Source organism: Enterococcus sp. DIV1096b, from assembly GCF_050498765.1.
In the GTDB taxonomy this organism is placed as follows: Bacteria; Bacillota; Bacilli; order Lactobacillales; family Enterococcaceae; genus Enterococcus_D; species Enterococcus_D entomosocium.
Map to the genome: position 1 here is coordinate 2,336,765 of NZ_JBMHEK010000001.1, position 14,042 is coordinate 2,350,806.

Consider the following 14,042-nt stretch of genomic DNA (forward strand, 5'->3'; position numbering starts at 1 on the left):
ATGTTTCTTTTAAATAAAAAAACCTTCCTAGCGTTGGCAGCCCCCTATTTGACGGAAGGAGCTGTGATCGGCTATGCAAAATGGCAGTCCTTCAATGCCATCACCAGCCGTACCCTGCTCGTCTTAGATGATCAGCAATTGACGATTTTGGCATTGAATCTTTTCTCGACAAAAGTCCTGCAGCACAAAATCGTGCCGCTTGCTGAGCTAAAAAAACAGCACAAAGATCCTGTTGTAGGGATGCTCGTCCCGATTCGCTTTACTTATAAAGGGGAAACCTACCGTTTTCAAATGCAGCGAGTGATTTTGCCCTTGGGGGATTGGCAAAAAACCTTTCTTGCCCGCTGGCAGGCGTGGTAAATAGGCAGCAACTGGCAAGTTCTAATTGTAAAAGAAAGAATTTTCATGAAATTTACACTCTTTTACAAGAAAGTTGTTGTATTTTTCTGATAATGTTTTCGGCTATTTCGTTCTATGGTAAGATGTCCCTAAAGAAATGGAGGCTGTCTATGGTATGTATGGAAAGTGAACGGTTAACGATCCGTCCGTTTCAAGAAAGTGATTTTGCCGATACCTTTGCTATTTATCAGCAAGCGGAAGTTTGCCGTTTCTTACTTCATGAGCCTTGGCAGACAGAAACGGCAGCGGCGTCTTTTGCCAAAAAATGTCAACAGCACACCTTGACGGACCAAGCAGGTCTTTCTTTGGCGGTACTACACGATCAAACGGTCATCGGCGATTTGTCGGTGTGGTCTACTGGTCAGCCGTCTTCCGTTGAAATCGGCTATGCCTTCCATCCGTCATTTGGCGGACAAGGGTTTGCTCAAGAAGCCTTGAAAGAGTTGTTGGACTGGTTGTTTGCCAGTCAGAAGATCCATCGGGTCCAAGCGACGCTAGATGCCCGCAATCAGGCCTCAGCCAAGCTTTGCCAACGGATTGGATTGCGCCAAGAAGCACATTTTATCCAAGACTGGTGGAACAAGGGGAAATGGACCGATAGTTTGGTTTTTGCCTGTTTAGCTAGTGAATATCCTGCTCATCCGAAATAATTTAGGAGGTTTTTTATGATAAGCTTGTTACGCTACGCCAAGGATTATCGCAAACAGATTATTCTTGGTCCGTTTTTCAAATTTTTAGAAGCGGTGTTTGAATTGGTTCTGCCTTTGCAGATGGCCGCTTTAGTCGATGAGGGCCTACGGCAAAACAATTGGTCGAAGGTCGTTGAAATGACGATCTGGATGATCGTGATGTCCGTGGTGGGGATGATCTGTGCCGTCATCTGTCAGTATTATGCTTCCGTCGCTTCTCAAGGATTCGGGACAGAATTACGCAATCGCTTGATGAAAAAAATCAACACCCTTTCCCATAGCGAACTGAACTTATTCGGTACTGATACGTTGATTACTCGAATGACAAACGACATCAATCAGATGCAGATTGCTTTGGCGATGCTGATTCGGCTGGTTGTCCGGGCGCCCTTCTTAAGCATCGGTTCTGTGATTATGGCCTTTGTCATTGATTGGCAAGCTGGCTTGATTTTCCTACTCGTTTTACCGCTCTTTTGTATCGTCTTATTCTGGATCATCGCCAAAACCGTGCCATTGTATAAGAAAGTTCAAGTCCATTTAGATGAGTTGAATGAGCTAGTTAGTCAAAATTTAAGCGGGATTCGGGTGATTCGTGCCTTTGCCCGCACAAAAACGGAAACGAAACGCTTTGATAAGGCAACTGATGATTTAAGTGATGTCTATTTACGGGTGACAAACCTGTCTGCTTTATTGACGCCTGCCACCACCTTAATCATGAATGTCGGCATTATCGCGTTGTTTTATATCGGTGGATTCAAAGTCAATATAGGCAATTTGCAGCAAGGACAAGTGCTGGCACTGGTCAATTACATGAATCAAATGCTCTTAGCATTGATCGTGGTTTCCAACTTAGTGATCATCTTTACCCGTGCGGCAGCATCAGGTTCACGGATCAACGAAGTTTTAACCACTGAGCCATCGATCGGCGATGAACTTTCAGAAGTCTTTATGGATCAGCCGAAAAACAACGTCGGAGCGATTCGCTTTGAACATGTTGATTTCCGCTTTTCAAAAGAATACGGATTAGCCTTGAAAAACATTGATTTCCAAGTCGCGCCGGGGTCTATTTTAGGTATCACTGGACCAACCGGGAGTGGGAAATCTGCCTTGACCCAATTGATCCCCCGCTTCTACGATGTGGCAGATGGCAAAGTGATCGTTGACGGACACGATGTGCGGAAATGGCCTTTACAGCAATTACGCCAAAAAATCGCCATGGTGACTCAAACCGCCGTGCTGTTTACGGGAACGATTCGAGAAAACTTGCAATGGGGCAAAAAAGATGCCACCGATGAAGAGTGTTGGCGAGCACTCGAAATCGCTCAAAGCCGCGACTTCGTTGAAGCCTTGCCGCAGCAACTGGATACCCCGATTTTTGAAGGGGGCAAGAACTTTTCTGGGGGACAAAAACAACGGTTAACGATTGCCAGAGCATTGATCGCTAAACCAGATATCTTGATTTTGGATGATTCTCTAAGTGCCCTTGACTATCAAACCGATCTTGATTTGCGGATGGCTTTAAAAGAAAGCATTCGTGGCACGGTCATCATTATCTCTCAACGGGTTCGCTCCATTCAAGATGCGCAGCAGATCTTAGTCTTAGACCAAGGGAATTTGGTAGGCAAAGGGACCCATGAAGAGCTGTTGGCATCTTCAAAAGAATACCAAGAAATCGTCGCATCACAGGCAGAGGAGGAAGAAGCATGAAAAAGAAATCATTCGATTGGTCGGCCTTTCGTCGCTACCTCCCTTATTTGACTGCCTATGCGAAGGAAACTTGGGCAGCAGTTGTCCTCGGGATTGCTGCTGGCGTCTCCTCGGTTTATATGACGTATCAGATTGGTCAAGCCGTCGATCAGCTGATAGGTGCTGATCAAGTGCAATTTAGCACTCTCTATCGTATTTTGCTTCTGTTTGCCGGAGTGGTTTTAGTGACTGTGGTCAGTCAATGGTTGATCCAGCGACTGGGTAACCGCGTGGCGTATTTATCTGTCGCCGATTTGCGCAAAAAAGGTTTTGCGCATCTCAATACATTGCCTTTGCGCTATTATGACCAAAACTCCCACGGCAACATCGTCAGTCGTTTTACCAATGACATGGATAATATTTCCATTGCCGTCGCTGCAGTCTTCAACCAGCTGTTTTCTGGTATTTCGGTCGTCTTGATCGCCTTAGTCGTCATGCTGCAAATGAGTGTGCCCTTAACGTTGGTCGTATTGGTTTCGACCCCGATCATCTTTTTGGTCAACTGGATCGTGGCACGAACGTCACAATCGCATTTTGCTCGGCAACAAGAAATCGTCGGCGAAATTTCTGGCTTTGTTACGGAAATGATCGGCAATCAAAAAATCGTCAAAGCCTTTGATCGAGAAACCATCAACCAAAACCGTTTTGAAACGATCAACCAAGAATTGAATGTCCGGGGGCAAAAGGCACAGTTTTCTTCTTCTTTGACCAATCCCCTTTCACGATTCGTCGATCATTTGGCGTATCTGTCAGTCGGCTTTGTCGGCGGTCTGCTTTACTTTTCTGGTTCAGGTGCTGTCACGGTTGGGATGATTTCCAGCTTTACGATCTACTCCAGTCAGTTTTCGAAACCATTCATTGAATTGTCAGGAATTACGACCCAGATCCAAACGGCATTGGCTGGACTTTCAAGAACCTTTGAGCTGTTGGATCAAGAGCCAGAAACAGCCGATGATCAAGAATCTCAATCACTGGGAGAGATCAAAGGCGAGATTGCCTTTGAGGAGGTGTCTTTTGCTTATGATCCTGGTCAAAAATTGATCGAAGATTTCACTTTTACTGCAAAACCTGGAGAAACCGTCGCAATCGTCGGAAAAACCGGTGCCGGTAAATCGACGTTGGTCAATTTGTTGATGCGTTTCTATGATGTCGATAAAGGCGCGATCAAGATCGATGGCACCGATATTCGTCAGTTGAAACGAGAAGAATTACGGCAAAGCTTCGGAATGGTCTTGCAAGATACATGGCTCTTTGATGCCTCTTTACGAGAAAACTTGCAATACGGAAATGACACTGCCACAGATGAAGAAATCTATGATGCCCTAAAGCATGCCTATATGTATGAATATGTGATGCGCTTACCAGAAACACTAGATACACCGATCGGTCATCAAGGCATCAAGATCTCTGACGGACAACGACAGCTATTGACGATTGCCCGCACGATGATCAGTAACCCACCAATGCTGATTTTGGATGAAGCAACCAGTTCGGTTGATACTCTGACTGAGAAAAAAATCCAAGATGCCTTTTTGAAAATGATGGAAGGCAAAACCAGCTTTGTGATCGCCCATCGGTTATCAACGATTCGAGCAGCAGACAAGATCCTTGTAATGGATGCCGGTCAAATCGTGGAGCAAGGAACCCATGAAGAATTACTGGCAGAACAAGGCTATTACTATCGCCTGTACCATGCTCAATTCCAACATTGATCAGTCATACAACAACCCCCACCACCTCAAAGAGAGACTCTTGAGTTGGCGGGGGTTGTTTTGGTTGATTTATTGGTTCCAAACATCGGCATATTCTGGTTTGCGTTCAAATTCTTTTTTGGCAAAGGGACACAAAGGAATGATTTTCTTTTGTTCTTTGCGGGCTTTTTCCACCCCTTTTGCCACTAATTTTTCGGCGAGTCCTTGTCCCCGATAAGCAGGATCGACAAAGGTATGATCAATGATCATACGCGTTTCACCGGCTTTTGACCACGTCATTTCACCAATTTCTTTGTCACCGTCTTTTAACACAAATCGAGCATTTTCTTCTAAGATTTCCATGATTGTTCCTCCTTTAACACATACTTTAATGCACCGCTTGGACAGGTATGGATCACTTGTGCCGCTTGGGCTGCTTCCCCATTATCAGGAATCACCCAGGGACGCCGTCCAACTTCAAAAATGGCGGGATTGCCCCGCACACAATTACCGCTGTGGGTGCAGATCTCTTTGTTGTAATAAATATCGATCGCTTCACCACGATACTTCCGATATCCTGCAGCAATCAACCCTTCTTCTGTTTCATTCGCTAGTGGCTGTTCGTCCATGTTGAACACCCTCCTCTTACTGATTGTCAGAAGCAAACTGCCTGCCTCCTCCTTCATCATACGACTTCTCGAGAAAAAAATAAATCATTTGTTCTAAAATAGCCTCTCAGTTGCCGATCATTAGCCAAAAGCTTACGGCAGCACAAAAAAGCGTTCCGTCAAAACAGCATGTTTTGACGGAACGCTTTTTTCATTCGTGGGGCACTTTTGCAACAAAATGAAACCGCTGCGTGGCGTAATCCCCTGCTAAATGAGGATCGATATATAACCCGAGTTGCATCAATTCATCGCCACCGAAGTTCTCTCCCCCACTTTGATAGGTGAGGTCAGGATCAAGACCAGCCAGCTTTAAAGTAACCAATGGTGCAGAGGCTTCAGCTAAAACTCGGAAGTAAAAGACGATCGCTTCTTTTTTATCCTGAGAAACATACAGCCAGGCGGCGTCATTGCCTTCATAAGGGCTGAGCAGTCGAACAAAGCGGCCCAACTGCAGCAGGCGCCGATGTTTTTTATAAAAAGTGATTTGTTCTTTGATTTGCGCTTTTTCTTCTTCTGTCAGCTGTGTTAAGTCAAGCTCATAGCCCAGCAAGCCAGACATCGCAGCATTGCCGCGAATCGCTAGATCCGTTGCCCGTTGGGTCTGATGGTTCGGGATCGCCGAGACATGTGCCCCCATGGTGGATGGCGGATAGACCAGACTGGTACCATACTGGATCTTCAAGCGGGCGATGGCGTCGGTGTTGTCGCTGGTCCAAATCTGCGGCATATAATACAAGAAACCGGCATCAAAGCGCCCGCCACCGCCAGAACAGCCTTCAAACAGGATCGTCGGATAGGCAGTGGTCAGTTTCTCTAGGAACTCATACAAGCCCAGCAGATAGCGATGCGCGACCTCCCCTTGCTGGGCAGGATCGAGGAGCAAGGAATAGACATCCGACAGACTGCGGTTCATGTCCCATTTGATATAGTCGATGGCAACCGTATCAAACAGTTGGGATAATTGCTGATAGAGATGGTCTCTGACATCTTGTCGAGAAAAGTCCAACACATACTGACTGCGGCTAAGCGCTGGCTTGCGATTTGGTACTTGTAACAGCCAATCGGGGTGTTGTCGGTTCAGTTCACTGTCGCCCGAAACCATTTCTGGTTCCAGCCAAAGCCCGAATTGCAGCCCTTTGTCATGGACTTTTTGGGCAAATCCTGCCAAGCCAGAAGCTAGCTTGCCTTCGTTTTCAAACCAATCGCCTAATGAGGTTTGGTCATCTTCTCGCTGACCAAACCAGCCGTCATCCAAAACAAACAGTTCGATTCCCAGCTCCTTCGCTTCATCAACGAGGGCATCCAGTTTTTCTTCATTGAAATCAAAGTACGTTGCTTCCCAGTTATTGATCAGGATCGGCCGTTCTTGCTTTTTGTATTTGCCCCGAATCAAATGCTCATCATAAAAGTCATGATAGGTGGCTGACAGCTGGTTCAAGCCAGCCTCACTATAAGCAATCACGGCTTCTGGGGCTTGAAAGCTTTCAGTTGGCGGCAATTGCCAGGCAAATTGATGGCTGTTGATCCCCATGATCACACGAGTCTGATGGTAAGGATCTTTTTCGATGATGATTTCATGGTTGCCACTATACAGCAAACTAAAACCAAAACACTCCCCAGCAAACTCCGTAGCATTAGGTTCCAGCAAGACGGCAAAGGGATTTTGCTGATGGCTACTGGAACCACGCTTGCTGTCCAAACGCTTGATGCCGCGATTGATTGGTTCTCGGGTGACTTGGCGTTCCTTCGCCCACGCCCCCGGCAAGTGGATCAAATCAAAGGGACGGTTAGGAAAATCGAGCGCTTGACTCGCCAGCTGCTCGATCGTAACAGGCTGGATTCCGTGGTTGATTATTTTACTTGAGCGAACGATCACTGCCGCATCCTCAAAAATCGTGTAAAACAGCTGCAGTTCGAGTCCCGCCACATCATCTTTTAAGGACAGAATCAGTGTTTCGATCCCGTCGTCGGCACCATGGGTCTGAGGCAATCCTGCTAGGGCGGGTTTGCCTTGTTGAATCTGGTAATCACTAAAGACAAAATGGATGACTCGGCTACCGTTAGACTGGCGAATCCTATAAGCTGCTTCTCGAAAATCTCCGAAGCCGTTGCCAGGAAATTCCATCATCAAGGTGTCTAATGAGAAAAGTCGGTCGCTGCTGTCTGGGGGATTGGGCGAAAAGGACCGATCAAGACGTGGATAACGATAGCCGCCAGAATAATGAGCGATTTTTTTTCCAAAATAAAGGTGTGCCACATTGCCCCCTTCTTCTATTTGTATGAGATAGCTGATTTGATCGTTGCTTAAATGAAAGACGTTTAATTGTTTGTCAAAAAGAATCATATCGTACCCTCTACTTTATAATTGTTCGCTGATGCCCCGCTTATTTCACGGATCCCAGCATCCCTTGGACGAATTGTTTTTGTAAAACGAAGAAAATGATGGCCGTTGGCAGTGTGGCGATCACAATGCCGCACATCATCATGCCATAATCAGGTGTATAAGAAGCACCCATAGCCGAAAGAACCAGTGGAACGGTCCGTTTGTCTGGTGATTGCAAGGCAACTAATGGCCACAAATAATTGTTCCAGCTGCCCATAAACGTAATGATCGCGGCAGCTGCATAAGTATTTTTAGCCGTCGGCATGTAGACTCTAAAGAAAATACTCAGTTCATTCAAGCCATCGATCCGAGCAGCTTCGACTAATTCTCTAGGGAATGCCTTGATGTTTTGGCGGAAAAAGAAAATCAAAAAGGCGGTACAGACCGAGGGCAAAATCACGACAGCGAAGGTATTGATCCCGATTGGTGTGCCGCTAAGCTTGCTGAACATCCGATATAACGGGATCATTAGAGCGGCAAAAGGTACCATCATCGACAGCAATAGAATATTAAAGATACGGTCTTTGGTTTTCGTCCGATAGATCTCAAAGCCATACCCTGCCATGGAGGAGAACAACAGTGCAAAGAAGGTAGTAATCACGGCAATCACCGCTGAGTTTCCTAATGCCCGAGTAAAATTCAAATCGGAAGAAAAAAGATTTTGGAAGTTGATGACCAACTGATCCCCAATCATGATTTTCCCGGCAACGATATCAAAGGTTTGATTGGTCATCCCTAGGATCATCCAAACAAATGGAAAAATAGAGATGAAAGCCAAAATCGCAAGAAAGACGTATTTTAAAGTGAGTGAGATTGTTTTCAATTTTCTTTTCCTCCTATTTTCGTTTGGATGATCGATAAAATCACGATTGCAATCACGATAACAAAGGAGACCGCAGCGGCATACCCAAAGTTTGGCGTGAATTTGTAACTTAAATTGTAGATGTATTGTGACAAGGTCGTCGTAGCATTGGCTGGTCCACCGCCAGTAATATTTTGAACTTCATCGAATAATTGCAGCGTACCGATCGTTGAAGTGATCGTGGTAAATAGGATGATTGGACGCAAGTTGGGAATCGTGATTTTGAAGAATTGATCCCATTTTGAAGCGCCATCGATCTCTGCCGCTTCATAAATACTTGGATCGATGTTCTGCATGCCTGAGATGAAAAAGATCATATTGTAGCCGGTCCAACGCCACGTGATGGCAAAAATAATCAGTACTTTTGCCCAAAAAGGATCTGTCAACCATTGGATCGGCGCATCGATCAGGTGTAGCTGCGTCAAAAAGTTATTGACTAACCCGTTTGCCGAAAAGAGACTTTTCATGATCAAGGAATAAGAAACCAAGGATGTGATACATGGTAAAAACAAGGCGGTGCGGAACAGCCCTTTAAATTTCAATTTTTTGTCATTCAATATGTTCGATACGATCAGCGCCAAAAAGAGCATGATCGGAACTTGGACTAATAAGTATAAAAACGTATTGCCAAAGGCTTTTTTAAAGGTTGAGTCGCTCAACATCCGCTGATAGTTGCCAAGACCGTTAAAGGTCATCGCTGTCGGTGGTCCTGATTGGAATGACGTGAACAATGCCGAGACCATCGGGATAAAGACCAGCATCGTGATCAAAATGACGGGTAAGGTAATAAAGGCATTGCCGTTTGCAAACCAATTTTTTGTTTTGTTTTTCATTGTAATTCCCCCTTAACACAGAAACTCGCGATCGCTCACGAGTTTCTGTAAAGTTGTTCGATTAGTTTGCAATTTGTGCTTCCACTTGTGATTGTGCTTCTTCTAATACTTTATCGATGTCTTCACCGTTGATCACTCGTTGCAAGCTTTCAGTCAAGACGGATTCAATGGCATAGGTGTGATTGCCGTAGTTCACGGCTGGAATTTCTTGTGACCATTGTGAGAAATCTTGGAAGACTTTTTGACCGCCATAGAAATCAAGACCCGACGTATATTCTTCCGTTTCTTCTGCAGCATTCATGGTTGAAACTAGACCGATCTCGGTAGCTAATGTACCCATCAATTCTTTGTTTGAAGCAAAGGTATTGGCTAAAAAGTCTTTGGCATTTTCTTCGCCGTCAACCCCTTTGATCACGTACCAGCCTGCTCCGCCGATGCTGGAAGCATTGACTGAATTGCTATCGCCAGCGATGGATGGGATCGGAGCGATCGCCCATTTTCCGCTTTGATCTTCAGCGCCTTGAATTGTGCTAGAATACCACGCACCGGTTGGCGCAGACGCAACATTCCCCGATTGAACAGCATTGACCCCGCCATCCCAATCGGAAACTTGTTCAACTAAGCCTTCATTCAACAATGTTGCCAAGACATTTAGACCGGCTTTGAAGGATTCATTGTCTTTGATGGTCACGGTGGAGCCATCTTCACCGGTATACCATTCGCCTGCCGATTGCATAATGATTCGTGCCAAGCCAAGATCGCTTGGGTCTAACGACATCATAGCGTGACCCGTTTTTTCTTTGACATCTTTGGCAATGCTGATAAAATCATCCCAGGTAATATCTTGGAGATCCGCTTGCTCATAGCCTGCATCGGTCAAATAATCTGTGCGGTAAAATAGTCCTGCGACGCCACTGTCAAATGGCACCCCATAAATGACATCGTCGACTTTATTGACCGCAAATTTATAGCTGGAGAAATCCTCCTCATTCACGATATCCGTTAGATCACTAAACGCATCTGGATAAGAAGAAAGGTACCCTTGGATGCGGTAGTCTTCGATCAAGACGATATTTGGCAGTCCGTCCGTATTTCCTGATGCCAGACTAGTATTTAATTTTTGGACGATATCATCTTGCGACATCGTCACAACTTCCACATCGACATCTTGATTTTCATACACTTTTTTGGCTTCATTGACTGCCTTGATGTTGAAGGTCTCATCCCATGCCCAGACCGTGACTTTGTTTGAGGACTCGCCGGAATCCCCAGAGCTTGTGTTGCTGTTTCCGCAAGCCGCCAAAGTCAGCACTGCAGCCGCCGTTACCATCGATGCAAGTAGTTTTTTCATTTTTATCCCTCTTTCCTTTTATTTACAAGGCTAACTATACACTGATTTTGTAACCGTATTCAATGATTATGAAAGAGCTTACTAAATTTGTCCAAAAATAGAAAAAAGTTACAATACCTTTCTTTTTTGAAAGCGTTTATAATAAAGAAGAGATATAGGGGGGATACCATGACTATTTTACGCACGGTCTTAGTCGTTGATGATGAGGCAACGATCCGAGATGGATTGAAACATATGATACGTTGGGAGCAAGAAGGGTTCCGTCTCTTAGGCGATGCAGCGAACGGGCAAGAAGCATTGGCGCTGATCCATGAGTTAAATCCCGACATCGTGATCACGGATTTGAAAATGCCACAAATGGATGGTCTTCAACTCACAACGATCATTCAACAACAATATCCAGAAGTCCATTTTTTGGTCTTGAGCAGCTACGATGATTTCCAATACGTCAGTCAGTCTTTTAGAAATGGTGCCATAGATTATCTTTTAAAACCGACACTGACACCGACACTCTTGTTGAAGACGCTGCACAACATCTCACAAAAGCTGTCACATACAAAAGGCTCCGTGACTGAGGAAACGCAGCTGCAAGAATCGTTGAATCGCTATTTAGCAGGGTATGAAGAACCGTTGGCTCCTTTAGCGGACTCTCTTGCATTGGGTCAGCCGCAACAGCAAGCCCAAATTTTGACCACCAATTTTAGCGGCTTTCGTGCCAATAATCAGCTGCTACATGCGTTGACAGAATTTACTCAATCACAACCGCAGGTAAAGACGCTCTTTTTTCAAACCAGTAATAAAGATGCCGGCTTAGTGATCAGTTATCCAGAAGGAACGGATGTTTATTCCTCCTTGAAAGAAACGCTGGAGCAATTGCGTTTTACCGAGCCAGATGCCTTCTTTACTTTCAGTGTGCCCTTTCGAAAGATTGAGCAGTTACGGGATCATTTTGTGACCCTTAAAGCCAAAAGCCAAGGACAATCGTTTTTTTATAAACGCCAACGGTTGGTGCAAGAACACGAACTCTTTTTGTACATCGAAAGTGATCGCTTTGATACTAAGAAGTTCTTACGGGCTTTGTTAGACAACAACTTTTTGCTAGGAATCACCAGAATCGAGGAATATTTTAATGACATGATTTTATCCAATGTCGATCCGACATTTTTAAAACAGCAGGCCAGCAGTATTTTTTACACGTTACTCTCCCGCTTGGAAGAAGAATTTCCCACTGCTCCCCGCTTTAGCCGCTTAAAAGCTGAATTTTTGCATGCTATCGGTCACGTGCAGTATTTGGAAGATTTTTCTGATTTATTGTTGGCGACCATCGATGATATTCGTCAACAGCTGACGACCTTATCACCGCTGGATGAAGATGATCTACTCGTTGCGATCCAGCGCTTTATTCAAGACAACTACACCAAAAGTCTGTCTTTGTCTGAACTGGCTGAAACCTTTCATTTTAGTTACACCTATCTTTCGGCTTTTCTTTCTGCGAAACTGAAAATGAGCTTTTCTGAGTATGTAAAGAAAACCCGCTTGGATAAAGCCAAAGAACTGCTGACACAATCTGATCTGAATCTATCTGAAATCAGTGAAGCGGTCGGGTATTCGGATATCAGCTATTTTTCTCGTATCTTTAAGAAAGAATGTCAGGTCACTCCATCGAAGTATCGGCGGTTGAATCAATTATGAAAATCAACCAATGGATTCAGAAAAATGAATTATTCAGTCGGATCTTCCTCTTTGTTGTCGTCGGGGTCATTAGTGTTTGTCTGCTAACCGTCGTCGTGATCTATGGTCGCTCGAAAGATGCCTATGTTGCTTCGTACCAAAGCTCCAATCAGCTACTTCTGGAAAAAATCCAAGAAGATTATGAGCGTCTGAACGAGAATATCCATCGGATTTTTGACATCGTCGATGAAAGCAAAGCCGTTGAAACATACTTAGAAGGCGACATGAATCAAGGCCGTACGATTTTAGAATTAAACGAGCAATTAAAAGACACCCGCTCTTTGTTTCAAGACATCCCCTCAAATTTAGTGTTGATTGGGGTCAACGGGGGTACTTTTTTCCAAAACGATGCGGTTCGCAATCAATCGGTGGATGATTTTCTCGCCAGTACCTTTATCCAGCAAATCAATGACAATGACGCCATCAGTCAGTATTATTTCTTGGACCAAGGCTTAAGTACCTCCACCAGCGACTCCCCCGGCTTGATGTACGTGCGCAAATTGATGAAAGAAGAAACGATTTTCGGCTATGCCCTGATTTTCTTAAAGGAATCTGATTTTTCTTCGATCTATCGTCAACTCTTAGATACCAGTCTTCACTCGATCTATATCGTCAATGAGCAGAATCAAATTCTCTCCACTTCTGATCCGAGCCTTTTAGGCATGCCGTTTGAGGATCGTCTCGTCACGGTCAAAAGAGATACTAGCATCAATCAGCTGCCCCTTTATTCGTATCACTTTACTTTTTATGATGTTTTGGATGAATCGCATCTGGTACGCAATATGAATCTGATCAAGCCAGCTCTTTTGATTTCTGTCGTCAGTATTTTACTCTTTAGTCTGCTGGCATTTTGGATCATCCGCAACATCACCCAACCGATTTATCAGCTGATCGCCAAGCTGCCGGCGGTCACGCAAGGCGATTTCAGCGATAAAGTCACCATCAACGGGACGTATGAAACGCGAGAATTGGGGCGTGCCTATAACTTGATGCTGGAGGACTTGGAATCTTATGTCGATCATTTAATGGTTACAGAAGCTGAAAAACGCAAGTTCGAGATTCGTTCACTGCAAATGCAGATCCAACCGCATTTTGTCTACAACACCTTGACTGCTATCAAGTTTTTGATCTGGCAAAACGAGCAAGAGGCCGCCACCCAAGCGATTGAAAGTTTTGTCCAATTGTTGCGGCATACCTTTAACCGCAAAGAGATCGTCCCTTTAAAGGATGAGCTAGCGATCGTGGAAGAATACCTCGTTTTAATGAACGTGCGTTATGGCAATCGCATCCAATCGACGATTTTTTCTGAAGATGGCTGTGAAGATATTCTCGTACCGAAAATGATTTTGCAACCGATTATTGAAAATGCCTACTTGCATGCCTTTCCCGAAGAGGATTCAGGATTGATCCAGATTTTTTCTCGTGTCAGTAAGGAAGGCCTGAAAATTGAGATCATCGATACGGGCATCGGGTTCAATGAAGAGCACCCAACCAGCTCCGCCAACCATTTTGAACACTATTCGGGTATTGGCTTGGACAATATTGATCAGCGTATCAAGCTGCTCTATGGGGAAAAATACGGATTGACTGTAGAATCACGCATCAACGAAGGAACCACCGTTCGCTTGCTGCTGCCGATCCAGCGGGAGGAAGCAGAATAATTTCTTTCGTTAAATAAGAAAAACGCCA

At 44.8% G+C, this 14,042-nt stretch carries 12 protein-coding genes; 6 read left to right on the top strand and 6 right to left on the bottom strand.

Going from position 1 to position 14,042, the window contains the following annotated elements; all coding sequences use genetic code 11:
- From IGJ17_RS11030 to IGJ17_RS11045, 4 genes are all read left to right on the top strand, one after another.
- A complete protein-coding gene (locus IGJ17_RS11030; RefSeq protein ID WP_429961385.1) occupies positions 1-360 on the top strand; it encodes a hypothetical protein in 360 nt (119 codons plus the stop codon).
- Positions 361-509: 149 nt separating this feature from the next.
- The gene (locus IGJ17_RS11035) at positions 510-1,049 is read left to right on the top strand and encodes a GNAT family N-acetyltransferase (RefSeq protein WP_429961386.1); all 540 of its coding nucleotides are present in this window, start codon (positions 510-512) and stop codon (positions 1,047-1,049) included.
- A gap of 15 nt (positions 1,050-1,064) precedes the next feature.
- Complete coding sequence (locus IGJ17_RS11040; RefSeq protein ID WP_429961387.1) at positions 1,065-2,795, top strand: ABC transporter ATP-binding protein; 1,731 nt, start codon at positions 1,065-1,067, stop codon at positions 2,793-2,795.
- Positions 2,792-4,546: an ABC transporter ATP-binding protein gene (locus IGJ17_RS11045; RefSeq protein ID WP_061054371.1), complete on the top strand. Its 1,755-nt coding sequence runs from the start codon at positions 2,792-2,794 to the stop codon at positions 4,544-4,546. The genes IGJ17_RS11040 and IGJ17_RS11045 overlap by 4 nt, the downstream gene beginning before the upstream one ends.
- 69 nt (positions 4,547-4,615) lie before the next feature.
- Here IGJ17_RS11045 and IGJ17_RS11050 read toward each other — a convergent pair whose 3' ends face one another.
- The 6 genes from IGJ17_RS11050 to IGJ17_RS11075 all read right to left on the bottom strand — a co-directional run bounded on the left by IGJ17_RS11050 (position 4,616) and on the right by IGJ17_RS11075 (position 10,622).
- The gene (locus IGJ17_RS11050) at positions 4,616-4,888 is read right to left on the bottom strand and encodes a GNAT family N-acetyltransferase (protein WP_005234932.1); all 273 of its coding nucleotides are present in this window, start codon (positions 4,886-4,888) and stop codon (positions 4,616-4,618) included.
- A complete protein-coding gene (locus IGJ17_RS11055; protein WP_008378829.1) occupies positions 4,876-5,154 on the bottom strand; it encodes a (4Fe-4S)-binding protein in 279 nt (92 codons plus the stop codon). Before IGJ17_RS11055 ends, IGJ17_RS11050 begins: the two co-directional genes overlap by 13 nt.
- A gap of 190 nt (positions 5,155-5,344) precedes the next feature.
- Positions 5,345-7,537, bottom strand: a complete 2,193-nt coding sequence (locus tag IGJ17_RS11060; RefSeq protein ID WP_429961388.1) for an alpha-galactosidase — start codon at positions 7,535-7,537, stop codon at positions 5,345-5,347.
- A gap of 40 nt (positions 7,538-7,577) precedes the next feature.
- Positions 7,578-8,399 (bottom strand): carbohydrate ABC transporter permease, encoded by an 822-nt coding sequence (locus tag IGJ17_RS11065; protein ID WP_008378833.1) that lies wholly within the window; start codon positions 8,397-8,399, stop codon positions 7,578-7,580.
- Complete coding sequence (locus tag IGJ17_RS11070) at positions 8,396-9,271, bottom strand: carbohydrate ABC transporter permease (RefSeq protein WP_005225588.1); 876 nt, start codon at positions 9,269-9,271, stop codon at positions 8,396-8,398. The genes IGJ17_RS11065 and IGJ17_RS11070 overlap by 4 nt, the downstream gene beginning before the upstream one ends.
- A gap of 61 nt (positions 9,272-9,332) precedes the next feature.
- The gene (locus IGJ17_RS11075; protein ID WP_008378836.1) at positions 9,333-10,622 is read right to left on the bottom strand and encodes an ABC transporter substrate-binding protein; all 1,290 of its coding nucleotides are present in this window, start codon (positions 10,620-10,622) and stop codon (positions 9,333-9,335) included.
- Positions 10,623-10,790: 168 nt separating this feature from the next.
- Here IGJ17_RS11075 and IGJ17_RS11080 point away from each other — a divergent pair, with 168 nt between their 5' ends.
- Complete coding sequence (locus tag IGJ17_RS11080) at positions 10,791-12,314, top strand: response regulator transcription factor (protein ID WP_086332547.1); 1,524 nt, start codon at positions 10,791-10,793, stop codon at positions 12,312-12,314.
- Positions 12,311-14,014, top strand: coding sequence for a sensor histidine kinase (locus IGJ17_RS11085; protein WP_429961389.1), 1,704 nt, complete (start codon positions 12,311-12,313; stop codon positions 14,012-14,014). The genes IGJ17_RS11080 and IGJ17_RS11085 overlap by 4 nt, the downstream gene beginning before the upstream one ends.
- The last annotated feature ends 28 nt before the right edge of the window (positions 14,015-14,042 follow it).